Below are 18,492 nucleotides of genomic sequence, written 5' to 3' on the forward strand. Positions count from 1 at the left end.
TTCATACCACGCTATTTAGCAATACGATTGGCTATGCCGCATAGCCAATCGCTTTTACCAGATATTCCTTCTGGAACCGACACGACAAGAAATAACGTTATTCCTGGAGCGATAAAACAAAACTGACCATTTGGGTATACAGCATCGTCGGTTCATATTGTCGCAGACAACGGAAAGGGGTTTTATGAACGCACCAGTTTGCAAATTCCTGAGTCGTCGGCACATCAAAAGGGCGTTTAAGCACGGTGGTGAAAATGACATCGTTCATCAGCAAACGCGCACATGGCCCATGACTACAGGCAAGATCAATTCCCATACAACGCCAGCCCGCCTCCCCACGGCGAAACGGCAACCGGTGTTCCGCCGCCACGGTTGAATAGAGGGCTACCACAGGGATATCTGTTGCCGCCGCAAGCATGACCGGCCCTGAATCACAGGAAACCAGCATGTTCGCTCGCTGCATAAGCGCAACCGTTTCCAGCGCTGAAAAGCGGTCAATAGCATTGATAACCCCGGCCGGATACGCTTCCGCCATCGATTTTCCCGCCTCAGAGTTGTTATTGCTCCCAATGAACACAACTTGCCACCCCGTTTGCAGCCACATTTGCGCCAGCTCATGCCAGTTATTTTGCGGCCAGGTCCGGTTTGGGTGCCCAATATTAGGGTGCATTAATAACACCGGCGCGTTCTCTAATTTATGTTGCTGCCAGAACGCGTCAACGGCACTGTGGGCAGATTCTGGAATGACCAAATCGAGGTGTTTATCCGCTGCGGACGCCTCAAGCCCTGCCTGCGCGAGAAAAGCATCGATCATATGTCGCGGTCTGAGCGCATGGGCCCAATGCGTAAAGTCAAAAAGTCGCCCTTGCGCCTGCGCCCGCTGAATGCATTGATGCTGCTCCGCATTAAGAGAGTCCACCGGCCAGACCTCGCTGATATGCGGGCATGCCCGCGCCAGCGCGCTAAAGTGCGGCTGGCTCAACATAATGATGCTCGCGCCGGTTTTATTTTTGATGGCTCTGCACGCTGCCAGGAGATACAGGGTATCTCCCATTGCAGCATTAAGATGTAAATAAACAGTATCCATATGATTTATTACAACAGCGACAACCCGCACAGCAGGCTGTAGTCAGAGGTATGCGCCGCATTCGCGGAGAACGGATTCTGCTGCTGCCACCCCTTCAGCGCGTTAATCAGCAGCACGACATCATCCTGCGTCAGCGCTCCCTGCTCGCGGCGGATTGCGCACAGCATTTTGATCTGGAAGAACTGGTTGGCCAGCCCCAGTAGCGCCTCACCGTAATTGGTGCATTGAATGCCGGGGAATACATCGTTATACAGTTGATAAATCAGCGCATTACGCAGGATGTGCGGCTGTTCATCAAACAGCGGAATGGTTGACCAGAGCGATTCCAGTTGCTGAAGACGATCCGCCAGCCGCGCTGGCTGCATCACCGACAGCTCGCTCATTTTCAGCGCCACGCTCATTTTTTCAGTCAGCGGCAGATTCAGATTCAGGCGTACCCGGCCCATCTCTTTTAGCGCGGCAATGCGGTTTTCAGCAATCGGAGGCAACAGCGCAAACTGCTGTGTCAGCACGCCTTGTTCTGCCAGCATTGCCAGTTGCTCTCCCATAGAGGACAGCAGGGCCGGATCGTGCTCGCCGCCGTCCAGATACTGCTGCGCCTTACTCAGCAAAACGCCGATCGCATACAGGCTGCCTTCCAGCGACAGCGCAGGATGTACCGCCAGGTTAATACATTGCTGGTTCAGGGTTTCGCTCCAGGCGGATAACTCATCTTCGCCCTGCGCCTCCCCTTGCGAGGTGTGCAGGATAAAGGCCTCCGGGTTAAGCAGCATCTCTCTGGCCGCCGCTTCACAGGTGATATCCAGACTTTCACGCTGCTGGTTTTTCAGCTTCACGCTAATACGCGGCCAGTTTTGCTGCGCATGCTGGCAAGCCGGGCACTGGCACGGGGTTTCTCGCGCATCAAAGCGTGACACAAATTCAGGTTGGTAATGTTCTATCAGTTCCATGTTTGCTCTCTCCAGGCGTATTCTGGCCTGCGGTTAGCGGTGTTTACGGAAAAACCAGTGCGTACAATCGATGATTTCGCCACTTTTAGGGTCCGGGTGATGTTGCAGGAAGGCAAAGCTCGGGCTGAATCCCAGCCACAAATCCCCCTTATTCATTAATGCCGCCCAGCAGCGATCCAGGCTTGCCGGATAGTCCATCGCCTGGCGATAGGCGTCCAGCAGGGCATCGTAATAACCTGCGTTAACGGCATACGCGCAGCCGCAGCCCGCGTTATAGATCCGCGCTACGCCCTTCAATGACTGGGTGAGCGTAAAGTTTTCATAGCGCCCGCCGAGCAGAAGCACCTGCCAGTTAAGCTGGTTCAGGCCATTCAGCAGCTTGTTGATGTCGTTAACGGCGTTCTCTTTTTTGACGAACTGCACGTCGGCATCCAGCAGCAGTACATTTTTCCAGCCTTCTTTCTGCGCCCGCTCAAGCACCTGGCAGTGCGTTGCCAGTTCCGCCCGTTCCGCCGACGCCTCCGCGTTTTTCGCTACCGGCCAGATCTGTTCGCCACGCAGGCCAAAATCCAGTAAAGCCTCGCAGCGACGGGCCAGCTCCGCCTCTTTTGCCGGGTCGTAGAGCACCGCCACCTTTTCAAAAGCCTGCCAGTTCACCTGAACATTCAGCGGCGCATGACTCAGTCGACGGTAGTGCGCCAGCAAGTTCGCGTCATTGACAATGTCTTCCAGCGTCAGATCCACCGGCGTGGAGCTGCCCATGATGAAATCTTTGTCATAGGTATTGCTGCTGTGCGAAATACAAAGAATGGCGCGCTTCGGATCTATCTGGTGAACCGGCGTGGTAAAGCCTTTCAGGAATCCCGTCTCTTCCGCTTTTGTCGCATCGTCGTCATAACGATTTTTTTTCAACAAATTGCGGTGATACCCAAAAGTGCCGTTCAGCGCATGTCTCGGCCCGAAAGGGTGCGTGATATAGATTTTGTCCAGATGGCTGTACCAGATATAAATCTGATCGCTGCCGGAGAACAGCGCGTTGCTGGCCTGCATCTGCGCCACCTGCCAGGAAATTTTATCCGGCGGGTAATAATCGTCATCGTCAAAACACAGGATGTACTCTCCCTGCGCCATCGCATTGAGCATGTTACGTTTTTGCCCCAGTACCAGGCGCGCTTCACTGTGGACATAACGCACGTTGGGCTGCGACGGGTCCGTCATCATCTCAATCAGATCGGCATTGCTGACCGGAGAATCATCCAGAATAATCAGTTCGCGTTTGTCAGCCGGATAGTCCTGGTACTGCCAGATATACAGCAGATACGGCAGGAACTCGCGTCGGTTATACGTCGGGCAGACGACGCTAACGAACGGCGTGCTGTGAACGCGTGCCGTCTGCTGACGGTGAATCAGCGTCCCCATCAGAGAACGCGAAGACGTTTGCGGGAAACCCGGTTTGTTTCTTTTCATAGCGCTATCGTTGACGAATCAGACGTTGTTGACGCAGCCAGCACTGGGCAGAGAGCGAATCGGTCATTTTCTGTTCCCGACGGTTGATTTCAGCCTGCCGGTCAGCGCGTTTAGCGTCGAGAACCAGCTCAATGCTTTTTTCCCGCTTCGCCTCCGCCAGCAGGTTGCCCTGAATTTTTTGCGCTTCCAGGTGCGCCAGCGCCTGCTCCTGTTTTTGCCAGTCGATAATGCGTTGAATGTTATGTTTATATTTCGACTGGTTAATCATCATGGCCGCACTGTTGGCGCTCTGAGACACCAGACCCGCAGCAAGTGACGTCAGCGTATCGATATTTTTCTCAAACCGTTGGCACAGCTGGTTTTGCGATGCCAGCTTCGTGCTTAAGTCTTCTACCGCGCGGGCGCGCAGCAGGTGAAGTTGCTCAAGCGTAGAAATCAGTTTGCTCATCGTGCATTACCCTGCCTGCGCCAGGGCGCACAGATCGCTGATTGTCTGCTCAAGCAGCGCGGCATCCTGGACTTCCTGTTGTAAGAATTGATTGATCGCGGGCGAAAGACGTACCGCTCTGTCTGCCAGCGGATCGGCGCCTGCAACGTATCCCCCCAGCGGGATCAGCGGTTTAATACTTTGGTATTCGGCATACAGCTGTTTCAGCGTGCGGGCGGCGAGCTGGTGCTCACGCTCCGTCACCTGACTCATACAGCGGCTGATAGACTGGCCGACATCAATCGCCGGATAATGCCCGGCCTCGGCAAGGTGGCGCGAAAGCACGATATGCCCGTCAAGCACCGCGCGGGCGCAGTCCACAATCGGATCTTGCTGATCGTCCCCTTCCGCCAGCACCGTATAGATCGCGGTCATCGATCCCTCGCTTTCGCTGTTTCCGGCGCTTTCAACCAGCCGCGGGATCATCCCAAACGCCGACGGCGGATAGCCTTTGGTCGCAGGCGGTTCGCCAAGCGACAGGGCGATTTCGCGCTGCGCCATCGCGTAACGCGTGAGGGAATCTACCAGCAGCAGAACGTCTTTCCCTTTATCGCGGTAATAGCCAGCAATGGTGTGGCATAACTCAGTGGCTTTAATGCGCATCAGCGGCGATTCATCCGCTGGCGCGGCGACAATCACCGACTTCGCCAGCCCTTCAGCCTGCAAAGCATTTTCAATAAACTCTTTGACTTCACGGCCTCGCTCGCCGATCAGCCCTACCACCACGACTTCCGCCCGGGTATAACGCGTGATCATGCCGAGCAGAACGCTTTTACCGACGCCGCTGCCCGCCATCAGCCCGACGCGCTGGCCTTTACCGATAGTCAGCAAGCCGTTGATGGCGCGAACGCCAACGTCCAGCGGCGCATGAACAGGCTGACGCTTAAGCGGATGCACCTGCGGAAGCTGCTGTGCTAACAGCGTATCGCCACCGAGCTTTCCTTTATTATCAAGGGGTTCGCCAAGACCGTTTACCACGCGTCCCAGCCACTGATCGCCGATCATAACCCCTTCAGTTTTGCCTGCGGGAAACACGCGGGCGCCAGCGATCAGGCCAGAGGGATGCTTGAAGGGCATCAGGTAGGTCACGTCACGATCAAAGCCAACCACCTGCGCATCCATCATCTCCTGATCGACGCTTTCAACGTGGCACATCTGCCCTACCGCCAGACGACAACCGACGCACTCCAGCAGAATGCCGTTGACCCTGACCAACCGCCCGGCGACGCGCGCCAGATCGATCTGCTCGATAGAGCGCAGCGCCTCTTCAAAATCAAGGCTGCTCATGCGGCGATTCCGGCAGCAAACTGTTTTTCAGTACATCTACGCACTGATCGAGACGGTGCTGACAGCCCACATCCATCTCCGTGGTATCGGTGATAACGCGGCACTCTCCCGGCTCCAGAGAAGGATCGGCAACCAGTCCCCACTCACGCGCTTTCTCCGGTTCGGCCTCGCTGATGCGCATAAATTCTTCGCTGTTCAGCTGAACACGCACCTGCTCCGGCTGATGCGGCAGGCTGGTCAACGCCTCTTCCACCAGCGCCAGCAGTTGCGTCGGGTGCAACGCCAGTTCACAGCGGATCACCTGGCGGGTCACTTTTTCCACCAGTTGCAGCAACTCTTCGCGGCGACGCTGCTCGTAACGCTCCAGGTAGTTCCGCACCTCTGCGGTCAGGCGCTCAAACGGGGCGGCGGCGTCCAGGAACTGTTGGCGCGCCTGCTGTTTACCTTCAATCAGCCCTTTGCGCATCCCTTCGTCAAAACCAAGACGAATACCTTCCTGGTAGCCCTCTTCCCGGCCTTCTTCCATCCCTTGGGCAAACCCCCGGTTCATCCCTTCCTGGAACCCCTCTTTTACCTGTAACTGGTAGTCGGCGGGGTCCAGCGTCGGTGCGGCGTCTTCATCAGCGATAACACCGGCAGGCATCCTGCGATTACGCAGGGGCGGGAAGCGGTATAAGCGCGGCTTAACCACCGCCTGGCGGCTGGCGGTCAGGGCATCCAGCGGTAAACTCCGTTTCTTGAACATGGTTTACTCCACCGTCTGCTCGGCAAACAGTTGCACCTGAATTTCACCTTCTTCAGCCAGCTGGCGCACAACCTGCATGATCTCTTTGCGCACCTGCTCTATACGGCTAATCGGCACTGGCCCCAGGCGGGTCGTGGTGCTTTGCAGCAGCGTGACCTGGCGTTTCGGCATCACGTTAAAGATGGCCTGACGCAGAACCGGCTCCGTCCCTTTCAGGGCTACCGCCCACTCTTCGATCGGGATTTCATCCATCAGACGCTGCAACGTCACCGGCGTCTGACGACTGAGAATGTAGAACTCGTACATCTCGTCTTTCAGATCTTCGACCACTTTCTCGTCGCGCTCGCGCAGTTGATCCAGCAGCTGTTGCTGATTGCTGGGGATACGGTTAACGATGTTGGCGGCATGTTTGAGGCCAATCACTTTTGAACCATGCTCGGAAAGCACCGCAACGCCGCGATCGATCAGTCTGTCCAGTTCGTCGATAACGTCACGATTGATGTCGTCCAGACGCGCGACGCGATAGATAATTTCATCCTGCCGTTCTTGCGGCAGAACGCTTAACACGCTGGCGGCAATATCCGGCGGCAGGAAGGCGAGAAAAACGGCCTGGAGCTGGAGATGTTCCTGCTCAATCAATGCCGCCAGTTGTGGGATATCGACCCATTGCAGGCGTGCCATACGGTAGCGAATCTCATCGCCGTAGATACCGTTGATCACGCTGCGGGCAATCTCACCGCCCAACGCTTTTTCCAGAATGCTGCGCAGATACGTGCGTGAGGCACCGTTGATCCCGCTTTGTTCGCGGTAATCAGAGAAAAAATTGTTCATTGCCAGACGCGCCTGATGCACCTTCACATCATGGAGACGCGCCATCGTTTCGCTCAACAACATAACCTCTTCGCGGTTCAGCTTCTGCATCACCTGCGCGGCGGCCTCTTCGCCTACGCTCATCAGCAGGATCGCCGCCTGCTCCAGACGGCTGCGCCCGGCTGAGGCTGAGTGGTTTTTATCATTCCGGCTTACTGTTGCTTCGGTCATTGCTGTTGATCCATTGTTTCAGTACTTCTGCTACGCGCTCGGTTTCGCTCTGGGCCAACAGCTGGAGGAATTCCACTTTGGCTTCCAGGCCGGAGCTTTGCGGCGGCAGCAGATCTTCATTATTGTTGAACGCCGCTTTCGACAGGCTGGCGAACTCGTCATCGTTCATCACCACCCCATTGTCAGGCGCTTCCAGCTCTTTCTTCGTCGCCTCGCCATCAAGGGTGATCGGGTCGCGACGTCCAAAGCGCTGTACCAGCGGGCGAACGCCAAACAGCAATGTCAGCAAGGCCAGCAGCCCAATTCCGCCATTCTGTCCCCAGTACTGCATGGAAGGGTCTTGCCACCATTTCAGGTCTGGCATGACATCGTCTGCCGGGGCCGTGAAGGTCAGAACATCCAGCGTTAAGGCATCGCCGCGCGCTTTTTCGATACCCGCCGCGCTTTCCACCAGGCGCGTCATCGACGTCAGTTGTTCCGGCGTAATTTTCGCCAGCGCAGGAGCGGCCTGGTTCAGCACCACCGCGACACTCAGTTTTTCCAGCTTGTAACCCGGGTGGCGGATATGGCGAATATCACGATCAAACGCGTACTTACGCTGTTCCTGACTGCGGCTGGAAAGCGAGCGCGGATCGGTGTTATTCGCGGCGTTTGCAGCGGGCGGATTGCCCTCCGCCGGGTTGGCGGGAGCCTGCGGCGTCGGGTTGACCGGACGGTTACTCAGCGAGCCGGGAATGCCAAACGCCATTTCATTGGTGGTGTTTTCCTGGCTCAGTTGTTCATCGCTGACGCGCGGATCTTTACCCAGCCGTTCCTGAGTCTCTTCCACACGGCTTAAATCTACGGTCGGCGCAACGCTGATACGGAAGTTGCCCGGCCCCACTAACGACGTCAGCAGGCTGGTGATATTTTTCGTGGTATCCTCGCGAATGCGCTGCATGACGTCATCGCCCATGCGCTTGCTCGTCATGCCGCCATCCGTGCCTTCGATGCCGTCAGACAACAAATTACCGCTCTGATCGACCACCCGCACCGCGCCAGGCTGCATACCCGGTACGCTTCCGGCCACCAGTTGAATGACAGAAGCGACCTGCTGCTCATCCAGTTTTCTGCCATAGTGCAGTTGCACCATGACCGATGCGCTGCTGGTCGGTTTATTGGTCAATACAAAGGAGCTGGACTCGTTAAGCCCAAGATGGACGCGCGCGTTTTCCACGGGGTCCAGCGCCATAATGCTCTTCGCCAGTTCCCCTTCCAGGCTGCGTTTGTAACGGACATTCTGAATAAACTGGCTGCTGCCGAGCATCTCTTCTTTGTCCATCAACTCGTAGCCATCGGGCGTCGCCGCGCTGATGCCTTTTGCCGCCAGCGCCATTCGCGCCTGCGGCAGTTTGCTTTCGCTCACCAGAATCTGGCCATTGTCCGGGTTAATGCGGTAAGCGATGTTTTCTGCCCCCAGAACGTCCACCACCTGTGACACCGGCAGATGTTCCTGCGAACCGTAGAGCGCGACATAACCCTGATTGCGGTTCCACAGCGACAGAATAATCGCGGCCGCCAGCACCACGCCGCCCACAATCGCCATGAGCTGGGGCTTATTCAGACCGGATGGCACCGACACGGAAGGGAGACGACTTTTAATCTTAGTAAGCACGGTTAAAACCTTAGAGCGGAATATTCATTACTTCGTCCAGTGCCGTGGTGAGCTTATTACGCACCTGCATCATGGCCGAAAAAGCCACGCTGGCTTTCTGACTTTCGATCATCGCACCGGCTAAGTCGTCGCTCAGCCCCATATCAATCGCTTTTTGCTTTGCGCCTGCGCTGTGTTGAATCGCATCGACGTTATCGATAGCGTTATTCAGCGCACCCGCAAAGGAAATCGGTTCACTGACGCCAAACGCGTTGCTGGCGGGAGCAATAGTTAAAGAGGCGTCAACCGAACCGGCTGACGCTAATGAAGCGGTTTGCTGCATTCTGTTCAGCAACGCCTGGTGTGTCGTGTTAATGCCTGCGGCAGTAATCTTATCCATTCATCAATCCTTCCTGGCCTCAGGAATAACATTCAATATCAATACCCTCGTCGCGCATGGAGGCGAGACGATAACGTAGAGCGCGTGGGGTGATGCCTAAAAACTCTGCGGTTTTGGATTTGTTGCCTTTATGGCGTTTAAGCAGATCGATGATGTACTGGTATTCCGCCAGCCGTCCGTGCAGTTTGACATCGCGGATCGACGGGTTGCCCGTCTCCTGCTCGCGATAGGCAGGCATCATTTCGATAACCGCCGCTTCAGGCTGGGAAGCGCGAACGGCCAGGCCAAAGTCGGCGGCGTGAATCTCTTCGCCGTTGCACAAAATCATGCCGCGCTGAATCACATTCTCCAGTTCACGGACATTACCCGGCCAGTCGTATCTGAGCAGGACGGTACGCGCCTCATCGCTCAGACGCAGATCGCCTTTATGAAAAGCGCGGTATTTAGTGATAAAACGCTGGGCCAACGGCAGGATGTCCTGCCTGCGTTCACGCAGCGGCGTAATATGAATAGGCACGACGGAAATACGGTAGAAAAGATCCTGGCGGAAACGGCCTTCGGCAATTTCCTGCTGCAAATCTTTATTTGTAGAAGCGATCAGGCGAATATCCAACGGAATACGCTTATGGCTTCCCAGACGTTCAACTTCCTGCTCTTGCAATACGCGCAGTAATTTTGCCTGCAACGCCAACGGCATATCGCCAATCTCATCAAGCAGCAGCGTGCCGCCATTAGCCTGCTCAAATTTACCGGCAACGCTCGCAACAGCGCCGGTAAACGCGCCTTTCTCGTAACCAAATAAAATGGCTTCCAGCATACTCTCTGGAATAGCTGCACAGTTAACGCCGACATACGGGGCGTCACTGCCGCAGGCATTCTCGTGAATGTATTTGGCGATACACTCTTTCCCTGTTCCCGTTTCGCCCGTAATCAGTACTGATACATTATACTTAGCAACGCGACGCGCTAACGACATTACGCTAACGCTGGCAGGAGAAACGGCGATAAAGCCATTTCTATTACGATCTTCGCATTCAATGATAATACTCATTTAGGTGTACCAACAGAAAAAACAAAATAAGAAATATGCTGTTCAGCCATTATTCAAAGCATCTTTTAAAAACATCACAAACCCAGTTTGTTAATGGGTATTTATAAGATGTTAATAAAAATAAACAGTTTTTTTAACTCATGAATCAGGCAACTTTCATAAAGTAAAGGCAGTATACGTAGCGAATAGGAATTGTCTTGTTTTTAATGGGTATTAAAATATTAATCTATAAAAATCAATAAATTAAAAAAGTTATTAATGAGAAAATTCCTAGAGAAATAATGGATTAATAACCCCTGAATGCTTGCAATAGCAGGGTTAAGATTGTCTAATCTACATCCTGACGTAATGTGTGAGAGTTTTCGACAGCGACGTTTCTTCTGTGTTGTTCAAGAGCGACACATAATTTTTAAAACTCAAATACCTCCAGGAAATTTTACGGTTCACGCTACACAACAACCAAAAAGTGGCGTTATTTTTCATCTAAACTTTTGGTAACCCGGAATAATCATGAACCCTGCATCACAGCGAGTCAGAATTCATCAGAGAAAGGATTTACCCTCTCTGGTAAAGCTCGACACCAGTAAACTCGGTCGGCCGTGGCACAAGTTACCCAAGTTGATGAATGACAGTTTTGACATACTTGATGCACGCCTGAGCATTTATTTTCTGAAGAAACTCCGTGTTAATGCCGCGTTGAAGTCGATGACCTTCGCAATCGACCAGCAATATAAGAATGCGCAGGTTTTTTCGACGCCTTACGGAAATGTCGCCTTTGTTATTGATCGCATCTTATTGCTGAACATCCTTCATGATTATTACGGTTTAAGTAAAGACAGCAGCCATGTTGCGCCAGATGAATCGTTGCGTGTGACAAAAACAGAAGAGCGCCTGAGAAGTAAACTGGGTCAGGAACTCACGCAACTGGTGATTTGCAAAGAAACCTTTGGCGAAAATCTCGATATTAAGGTCGATTATTCAACGGTCATTAGCCACTGGTCCTGGTGCATTACCTTTACCCTCGAAGGGTACGATCACGGCTCTTTTACCATTCTGCTCGATCACCACCATGTTGATCAGATGCTGGCGATACTCCGTTCGCCAGATGCGGCCGATAGCCGCGCCGTGAAAAGCGTGCCCCTGAGCCCTGCGCAGATAGAACGGTTGTTCGACAGTCTGCCGTTAAAACTGAGCGGGCGTCTGGCCAGCCTGAACCTGACCGTCGCCCAGATTTCCGATATTAAACCCGGGGATATCATCCCCATCGCCATTAACGAACCTTTACCGGTATTTATCGGCAAAGAACAGATTTTTGAGGCTGCTATCGTTGAAGATCGTAGCAAGCTGTTTTTGTGCGATATCTATGATAAGACAACCGAGAAGCAATATGAGTGATTTGCAACACGAGCTAAGCCAGTCTCTTGACCTGGATGACCTGAACCTTAGCGATATGACGCAGGAAGACACCGTCGAAGGGAATATCCGCCTGGATTTGCAGCCTGAAACGCGCAACACCGCGATGACGGATATCCGTAAAATGGCGCTGTTTAGCCGCATTCCCGTGACGCTGACGCTGGAAGTCGCTTCCGTAAATATCTCGCTTGCTGAATTAATGTCAGTCAACAGCGATTCGGTGGTCGAACTGGACAAGATGGCGGGCGAGCCGCTGGACATTAAAGTGAACGGCATTCTGTTTGGTAAAGCAGAAGTGGTGGTGCTCAACGATAAATACGGCCTGCGAATCATTGAATTCAACGCCAAAGAACTCGGTGAGCTCACGCGATGAACCGCTTGTTTAACAGAAGCGGCATCGCTCTGCTGCTCCTGGGTCTGCTTGTCGCACAACCGGCACTGGCTGCAAATGGCGACATTACCCTCTTTAGCACCGCCGCCAACGGCGCAGGTCAGGATTACAATGTTAAAATTGAGATCCTGATCCTGATGACTTTGCTCGGCTTATTGCCGATCATGGTGCTGATGATGACCTGTTTCACCCGCTTCATTATCGTTCTGGCGATTCTGCGCCAGGCGCTCGGGCTGCAACAAAGTCCACCCAATAAAATTCTTACCGGGATTGCGCTGGCGCTGACATTGCTGGTGATGCGCCCGGTCTGGACCACGATTTATACTGACGCCATTGACCCTTTTCAAAAAGATGAAATCACGCTGAAACAGGCGCTGGCGAAGGCGGAAGTGCCGCTGAAGAACTACATGCTGGCCCAGACGAACAATAAAGCGATGGCGCAAATGATGAGCATCGCCGGGATCGAGGGCGATGCGCGCGAGCAGGATCTCACGATCGTGACTCCGGCCTATCTGCTGAGCGAACTGAAAACCGCCTTCCAGATCGGCTTTATGATCTATATCCCCTTCCTGGTGATCGACCTGATTGTCGCCAGTATCCTGATGGCGATGGGGATGATGATGCTCTCGCCGCTGATCGTCTCGCTGCCCTTTAAGCTGATGCTGTTCGTCCTGTGCGATGGCTGGACATTGATCGTCGGTACGCTGGCCTCCAGCGTTCAGGGTCTTTAGCGATGATGAACATGGACACGGCAGGCGACATCATGGCGACCGGCATCCATCTGGTGCTGCTGATTTCCGCCGTCGCCATTATTCCCAGCCTGATTGTCGGGCTGTGCGTCAGTATTTTTCAGGCCACCACGCAAATTAACGAACAGACGCTGAGCTTTCTGCCGCGACTGGTCGTCACCCTGGGCGTGCTGATCTTCGCCGGTAAGTGGATGCTGACGCAACTGGTGGATTTTACGATCCAGATCTTTCACCAGGCGGCGGCGCTGGTCGGTTAAGCGGCGATGGGAATCGATATACAGGCGCTGTTCACGCCGCTGATGGCTCTGGTGCTGCCCTTTTTCCGCATCCTGGCGTTTTTGCAGTTCGCGCCCGTGCTGGACAACCGGGCTTTTTCCCGTCGCATTAAGATTGCCGCAGCGCTGGCGCTGTCGATCATTATCACCCCTATGCTGCCCAATAATGTTGTGCTCAGCGAACTGCTTTCGATGCGCACCGTCTTGCTGATCGGCGAGCAGCTCCTGTGGGGATTCCTGTTCGGCATGGCGCTCCAGCTCGTCTTTGTCACGCTGCAAACCGCCGGGCATATTCTGTCGATGAACATGGGGCTGGGGATGGCGATGATGAACGACCCGGTCAACGGCAGCTCCACTACGGTGATTTCGCAGATCATTTATGTTTTCTGCGCACTGCTCTTTTTCATCATGGATGGGCACCTGCTGCTGGTCACGATTCTGTTCAAAGGCTTTAGCTACTGGCCTATTGGTCAGGCGATTAACCAGCCAACGCTGACGCTGATTGTTCAGGGATTGGGCTGGATTATGGCATCCGCGACGCTTATCGCGCTGCCAACGACGTTCGTCATGCTGATTGTGCAGGGCGGATTTGGCCTGTTAAACCGCGTTTCACCGACGCTGAACCTTTTCTCGCTGGGTTTTCCGATCAGTATGCTGTTTGGGTTGCTCTGTATCTCGATGATGGTGACCAACATTCCTGATCACTATCTCAATCTCACCAATGAAATACTGGCGAAGCTCGACGCCATAAGGGTGTCGTAATGTCCTCCAGCGGCGACAAAAGCGAAAAACCCACCCCCGGAAAACTGCGCAAAGCGCGTGAAAAAGGCGACCTCCCGCGCTCAAAAGATCTGACGATGGCGGCGGGACTGCTGGCGTCGTTTTTCACCCTCGCCGCATTTCTGCCCTATTACCAGCAGTTAATCCGTGAATCGTTTGCCGCTGTCGGTGAAATGGCGGGCAGGCTCGACGATCCCACGGCGCTGAATCAGTTTATGCTGCTGAACGTCTGGGTTGTACTGCGCTTTATCGCAACGCTGATTCCGATTCCGCTGTGCTGCATAGTGGCAAGCCTGGTGCCTGGCGGCTGGATTTTTACCCCCACAAAACTGAAGCCGGATTTTAAAAAGCTCAGCCCCATTAGCGGCATCAAGCGGATGTTTTCCGCCAGCCACTACACGGAAGTCGGCAAAATGCTGCTCAAGTGCGGCATTATTCTTACCGTGTTGTACATGATGGTGCATGACTCCATGCACGCTCTGCTGCACCTGCAACAGCTTTATCTTCGTCAGGCGATCGGACAAGGGTTTGCCATTTTTCGTCACGTCTTCAGCTACTTCATCGCCGTTATCGTCATTTTCGCCCTGCTGGATGTACCGCTCAGCAAGTTCATGTTCACCAAAAAAATGCGCATGACCAAACAGGAAGTGAAAGAAGAGTATAAAAACAACGACGGTAATCCACAGATTAAAGGACGCATCCGCCAGCTTCAGCGTCAGATGGCGATGGGGCAAATCGCGCGAACCGTACCAACGGCAGACGTTATCATCACCAACCCGACGCATTACGCCGTTGCGCTGAAATATGATCCACAGCGTGCCGAAGCCCCTTACATCGTTGCTAAAGGAATCGACGATGTTGCGCTCTGGATCCGTGAAGTGGGCGCTAATCACAATATCGAGGTGGTGGAATTTCCGCCGCTGGCGCGGGCAGTTTATTACACCACCCGCGTTAACCAACAGATTCCCACACAGCTTTTCCGCGCTATTGCCCACGTACTGACCTACGTCATGCAATTAAAATCCTGGCGCGAAGGCAACGTGGAACAAAAGCCCCGCCTGAACAGGCAAATCAACATTCCTCAAGAGGTACTGAAAGCCAATGGCGAACAGTAAATTGCGCAACGCGCTGAGCGTGCTCCGTCAGGGGCAAGTCGGCGTGCCTATTCTGCTTCTCTGCGTGCTGGCAATGGTTATTCTGCCGTTGTCGCCGCTGATGCTGGATATTCTGTTTACCTTTAATATCGTCCTGGCGGTCATCGTGCTGCTGGTATCGGTGAATATGCAGCGTCCGCTGGACTTTGCGATTTTCCCGACGCTGTTGCTGATCACGACGTTAATGCGTCTGACGCTGAACGTCGCCTCTACCCGCGTGGTGTTGCTGCACGGTCATGAAGGCGAAGGCGCGGCGGGTAAGGTCATTGAAGCCTTTGGTCAGGTGGTCATCGGCGGCGATTTCGTCGTCGGTTTCGTGGTGTTTATCATCCTGATGATCATCAACTTCGTGGTGGTCACCAAAGGGGCGGAACGTATTTCCGAGGTTTCCGCGCGCTTTACCCTGGATGCGTTGCCGGGCAAACAGATGGCTATCGACGCCGATCTGAACGCGGGTCTGATTAACCAGCAGCAGGCCCGAAACCGCCGACAGGAAGTATCGAAAGAAGCAGACTTCTACGGTGCGATGGACGGCGCGTCGAAGTTTGTTCGCGGTGACGCCATCGCCGGGATCATGGTGCTGATCATCAACGTGATCGGCGGTATCTGTATCGGTATTTTTAAATACGATCTCGATGCCAGCCACGCGTTCCGCCAGTACGTACTGCTGACCATTGGTGACGGTCTGGTCGCCCAGATCCCGTCGCTGCTGCTGGCGACTGCCGCAGCGATTATCGTGACCCGCGTCAGCGAAGGCAATGACGTCAGCGATGAGATTAAAATCCAGCTTCTCTCTCGCCCGAAGGTGCTCTATACCGCCGCTTTCGTGATGTTTATTCTCGCGATTGTGCCGGGAATGCCGCACATCGCCTTCCTGAGCTTCACCGCCCTGCTGCTGTTTGCCGCCTGGCGGCAGAGCAAAGCGGTGCAGCCCGCCCAGGAAGAGACGGATATGGAGGCCATCACCGAAGCCATCGCGCCGGATGCGACGCCAGGCGTCTCCTGGGAAAGCATTCCATTGGTGGAGCCCATTGGCCTGAATCTCGGCTATAAACTGGTCACGCTGGTGGATGAGTCGAAGGGCAGTCCGTTGTCACAACGTATACGCGGCGTTCGCCAGGTCATTTCCGAGCACTGCGGCGTACTGCTGCCGGAGATCCGCATCCGGGAAAACTTCCGCCTGAAACCGGCGCAATACGCGATTCATATCAACGGCATTCGTACCGCGATCGGCGAAGTCCAGGCTGAAAAACTGATGGCGATTCCCGGCACTGAATTGTACGGGGAGATCAACGGCATACTGGATACCGACCCCGCTTACGGCATGGCGATTGTCTGGATCGACCCGGAACAAAAGGCGAAAGCGCTGAATCTTGGTTATCAGGTGGTTGACTGCGCGAGCGTGGTGGCGACGCACGTCAACAAGGTCGCCCGCGAACATCTGCCAGATCTGTTTAACTATGACGATATTACCCACCTGCATGCGCGCCTGGCGCTCCAGGCACCAAAGCTGGCGGAGGATTTAAATGCCGCGTTTAGCTACAGTCTGCTGCTGCGCATTTATCGCCAGTTATTGCTGGAGCAGATTTCACTGAAGGATATCGTCACCATCGCGTCCACATTGCTGGAAAGCGTCACCGTGACGAAAGATCCCGTTCTGCTGACCTCCGACGTGCGCTATGCTCTGCGCCGCGCCATCGTTCACACCATTAACGGCGATCGTCAACAACTCGCGGCCTACACCATCGACAGCCAGCTGGAGAATATGCTGCTGGGCGCGCTCAACCAGGCGCAGCAGGCCGGAAAAGTGGCGCTGGATAGCTTCCCTGTCGATCCGAACATTCTGACCCAGTTGCAGACGACAATGCCGATGATTTACGAGCAGATGAAGGCGAAAGGGCTGCCGCCGCTGCTGCTGGTAACGCCGCAGCTACGTCCGGTGATCTCCCGCTATGGCCGACTGTTCGCCAGCGGGCTGCATATTCTTTCTTATAATGAAGTACCGGATGACGCGGATCTGAACGTCGTAGGGACGCTGGCATAACCGGCAGGAGATCGACAAAGGAGATCGCGATGACGATCTCCTTTCCCATAACGACAGGTTTTATTGATCCAGGTAACGCAGTTTCCAGCCAGCGAGCGTACGCGGCATTTTCTTGATATCGTTACCTCTGGTGCTGAAGTAGTACAACTGCATTTTTCCGGCGCTGTCGCGTTCTACCCTCGCCGCCCAGATATTGCTTTGCGTGTACATAATAATGGCCGTATGGTTGTTCGCCGCGCCACGCACCCACATAGAGACGACCGTTGCGCCGATGTTATCTATATCATCCTGATAAATGTAAACGTTGGCGGTATCCACAAACTTCTGGTAATCATCCCCCACCAGCGCGCGGAAGCGCTCATCCATTTTGGGGTCGGAGAAAATTCCCAGCGAGTACAGCGTCGCCTTCGGGCGGGGATCGTGATCCGAGCGCAGATAGCGCCCATCAATAAATGCCCCCGTCGGCATCGAAATCCGGCATCCCCAGTCCGCGTTGCTGTAGACCTGAAGCGCGCCGCTTTTACGGGGGATAAACAGCAGTTTGCAATTACTGGTATCGGCAATACGTTCGACCAGCGCCATGCCGTACAGTTTTCGGGCTTCGGCCGTAAACTCATCTTTATTTAATCCCGACCAGACGCGAATATCCGTCGTGACTGACCATTCCGCGCTCCGGCTGAACTGGATCATTCCGCCACTTAAATTGGACACACTGGTGTTCCACCACAGCCCTTCCCAGTCAAAATCCGGGGCAACGTCTGAAATAGAACTGATGCCCTGATAGTAGGCACGCTCAATGCAGCTGTCGGAGGTACACGCCTGTAGCGACTTTTCCCATTCCTGGTACTTCTTGTGAACCTGTTGAGAAGGGTTTCTGACCAACATCGTGTGATAGATAACCGTCATTGTGCTGTCCAGCCAATGAAGATTGTCGTTGTTACAAATGGTGTTTTCTAAAGGCATAGAAGCACGCTGACAGTTAACCGCATAAGCGCTGGCAGCGGAGAATGACACAAGGAGTATCAGACAGTTAATCAGGCGACCAATCATTATGAATAATCTTTAACCAATACAGGGGCTTATTTTGGCTAAATTATGTTTTATTTGCAATAAGTCACAAGATTTTATTCACATTATGAATAATCACCTCCCTGATTTAAGTTGTTGCCGGTAAATGTCGCTTGATAACAATATGTGTTCCTCATGGATTGTTAGGTTATGAAGATAGACAGTAGTAATTACATGCTTTCGACACTCTCCTCAGGTTCGTCACAAAACGATGCCAGTCGCAAACCTCTCGGCATCACGCGTAACAGCGGGCAGGCCAGTCCACAAAGCGGCTACTGGCAATTGTCCAGTACCGCGGTATCGGCTGTAGTGAACCTAAAAAAAGGGGAAATGATGCCTTATTATCAGGGCTCGCCCGTGCAATGGCAGTTAATTCAGTATGATTTAGGTAAAGAGACGCCAGTCTGAATCATCGCTATACAGCATAATTATTATGAGCGGTAATCTGTCACGCACTTGAGATAGCTTAT

At 53.8% G+C, this 18,492-nt stretch carries 19 protein-coding genes; 8 read left to right on the forward strand and 11 right to left on the reverse strand.

All coding sequences use genetic code 11. From position 1 onward, the window contains the following. Nucleotides 1-97: 97 nt before the first annotated feature. From OGV83_RS03220 to OGV83_RS03265, 10 genes are all read right to left on the reverse strand, one after another. Nucleotides 98-985: a glycosyltransferase family 9 protein gene (locus OGV83_RS03220; RefSeq protein WP_200026834.1), complete on the reverse strand. Its 888-nt coding sequence runs from the start codon at nt 983-985 to the stop codon at nt 98-100. A gap of 110 nt (nt 986-1,095) precedes the next feature. Beyond that, nucleotides 1,096-2,037, reverse strand: coding sequence for a hypothetical protein (locus OGV83_RS03225; RefSeq protein WP_071259990.1), 942 nt, complete (start codon nt 2,035-2,037; stop codon nt 1,096-1,098). A gap of 33 nt (nt 2,038-2,070) precedes the next feature. Continuing rightward, nucleotides 2,071-3,504 (reverse strand): glycosyltransferase family 2 protein, encoded by a 1,434-nt coding sequence (locus OGV83_RS03230; protein ID WP_053090068.1) that lies wholly within the window; start codon nt 3,502-3,504, stop codon nt 2,071-2,073. 4 nt (nt 3,505-3,508) lie between these two features. Continuing rightward, complete coding sequence (gene fliJ / locus OGV83_RS03235; protein ID WP_049009295.1) at nt 3,509-3,952, reverse strand: flagellar export protein FliJ; 444 nt, start codon at nt 3,950-3,952, stop codon at nt 3,509-3,511. Between the two features lie 6 nt (nt 3,953-3,958). Beyond that, the gene (gene fliI / locus OGV83_RS03240) at nt 3,959-5,278 is read right to left on the reverse strand and encodes a flagellar protein export ATPase FliI (protein ID WP_134769702.1); all 1,320 of its coding nucleotides are present in this window, start codon (nt 5,276-5,278) and stop codon (nt 3,959-3,961) included. Continuing rightward, entirely contained in the window at nt 5,265-6,023 is a 759-nt protein-coding gene (gene fliH, locus OGV83_RS03245) for a flagellar assembly protein FliH (protein ID WP_286463131.1), read from the reverse strand. The genes fliI and fliH overlap by 14 nt, the downstream gene beginning before the upstream one ends. A gap of 3 nt (nt 6,024-6,026) precedes the next feature. Then, on the reverse strand, nt 6,027-7,064 hold the full coding sequence (locus tag OGV83_RS03250; RefSeq protein ID WP_012133715.1) for a flagellar motor switch protein FliG: 1,038 nt from the start codon (nt 7,062-7,064) through the stop codon (nt 6,027-6,029). Next, nucleotides 7,036-8,718 carry a flagellar basal-body MS-ring/collar protein FliF gene (fliF, locus tag OGV83_RS03255; RefSeq protein WP_104869032.1) on the reverse strand — a complete coding sequence of 561 codons (1,683 nt, stop codon included), beginning with the start codon at nt 8,716-8,718 and terminating at the stop codon, nt 7,036-7,038. Before fliF ends, OGV83_RS03250 begins: the two co-directional genes overlap by 29 nt. Nucleotides 8,719-8,728: 10 nt before the next feature. Continuing rightward, a complete protein-coding gene (fliE, locus tag OGV83_RS03260; protein ID WP_047458644.1) occupies nt 8,729-9,097 on the reverse strand; it encodes a flagellar hook-basal body complex protein FliE in 369 nt (122 codons plus the stop codon). A gap of 19 nt (nt 9,098-9,116) precedes the next feature. After that, nucleotides 9,117-10,148 carry a sigma-54 interaction domain-containing protein gene (locus OGV83_RS03265; protein WP_049009539.1) on the reverse strand — a complete coding sequence of 344 codons (1,032 nt, stop codon included), beginning with the start codon at nt 10,146-10,148 and terminating at the stop codon, nt 9,117-9,119. Nucleotides 10,149-10,769: 621 nt separating this feature from the next. On the opposite strand from OGV83_RS03265, the gene OGV83_RS03270 reads away from it, so the two are divergent. The 7 genes from OGV83_RS03270 to OGV83_RS03300 are packed head-to-tail and all read left to right on the forward strand — an operon-like array spanning nt 10,770 to nt 16,954. Continuing rightward, on the forward strand, nt 10,770-11,543 hold the full coding sequence (locus OGV83_RS03270; protein ID WP_223849117.1) for a FliM/FliN family flagellar motor switch protein: 774 nt from the start codon (nt 10,770-10,772) through the stop codon (nt 11,541-11,543). After that, a complete protein-coding gene (gene fliN / locus OGV83_RS03275; RefSeq protein ID WP_012133720.1) occupies nt 11,536-11,934 on the forward strand; it encodes a flagellar motor switch protein FliN in 399 nt (132 codons plus the stop codon). Before OGV83_RS03270 ends, fliN begins: the two co-directional genes overlap by 8 nt. Next, nucleotides 11,931-12,683, forward strand: a complete 753-nt coding sequence (gene fliP / locus OGV83_RS03280; RefSeq protein WP_047458650.1) for a flagellar type III secretion system pore protein FliP — start codon at nt 11,931-11,933, stop codon at nt 12,681-12,683. Before fliN ends, fliP begins: the two co-directional genes overlap by 4 nt. Before the next feature lie 2 nt (nt 12,684-12,685). After that, nucleotides 12,686-12,958, forward strand: coding sequence for a flagellar biosynthesis protein FliQ (gene fliQ, locus OGV83_RS03285; protein WP_012133722.1), 273 nt, complete (start codon nt 12,686-12,688; stop codon nt 12,956-12,958). Nucleotides 12,959-12,964: 6 nt separating this feature from the next. After that, nucleotides 12,965-13,738, forward strand: a complete 774-nt coding sequence (gene fliR, locus OGV83_RS03290; protein ID WP_012133723.1) for a flagellar biosynthetic protein FliR — start codon at nt 12,965-12,967, stop codon at nt 13,736-13,738. Further along, on the forward strand, nt 13,738-14,871 hold the full coding sequence (gene flhB, locus OGV83_RS03295; protein WP_012133724.1) for a flagellar biosynthesis protein FlhB: 1,134 nt from the start codon (nt 13,738-13,740) through the stop codon (nt 14,869-14,871). Before fliR ends, flhB begins: the two co-directional genes overlap by 1 nt. Continuing rightward, nucleotides 14,858-16,954, forward strand: a complete 2,097-nt coding sequence (locus OGV83_RS03300; protein WP_047458653.1) for a flagellar biosynthesis protein FlhA — start codon at nt 14,858-14,860, stop codon at nt 16,952-16,954. Before flhB ends, OGV83_RS03300 begins: the two co-directional genes overlap by 14 nt. Nucleotides 16,955-17,014: 60 nt before the next feature. Here the strand turns inward: OGV83_RS03300 and OGV83_RS03305 are convergent, their stop codons facing one another. Next, the gene (locus tag OGV83_RS03305; RefSeq protein ID WP_012133726.1) at nt 17,015-18,004 is read right to left on the reverse strand and encodes a lysozyme inhibitor LprI family protein; all 990 of its coding nucleotides are present in this window, start codon (nt 18,002-18,004) and stop codon (nt 17,015-17,017) included. Nucleotides 18,005-18,172: 168 nt separating this feature from the next. Here OGV83_RS03305 and OGV83_RS03310 point away from each other — a divergent pair, with 168 nt between their 5' ends. Then, the gene (locus OGV83_RS03310; protein ID WP_024130634.1) at nt 18,173-18,430 is read left to right on the forward strand and encodes a hypothetical protein; all 258 of its coding nucleotides are present in this window, start codon (nt 18,173-18,175) and stop codon (nt 18,428-18,430) included. Nucleotides 18,431-18,492 lie beyond the last annotated feature (62 nt).

Source organism: Citrobacter sp. CK189, assembly GCF_030333505.1.
GTDB lineage: Bacteria > Pseudomonadota > Gammaproteobacteria > Enterobacterales > Enterobacteriaceae > Citrobacter_B > Citrobacter_B koseri.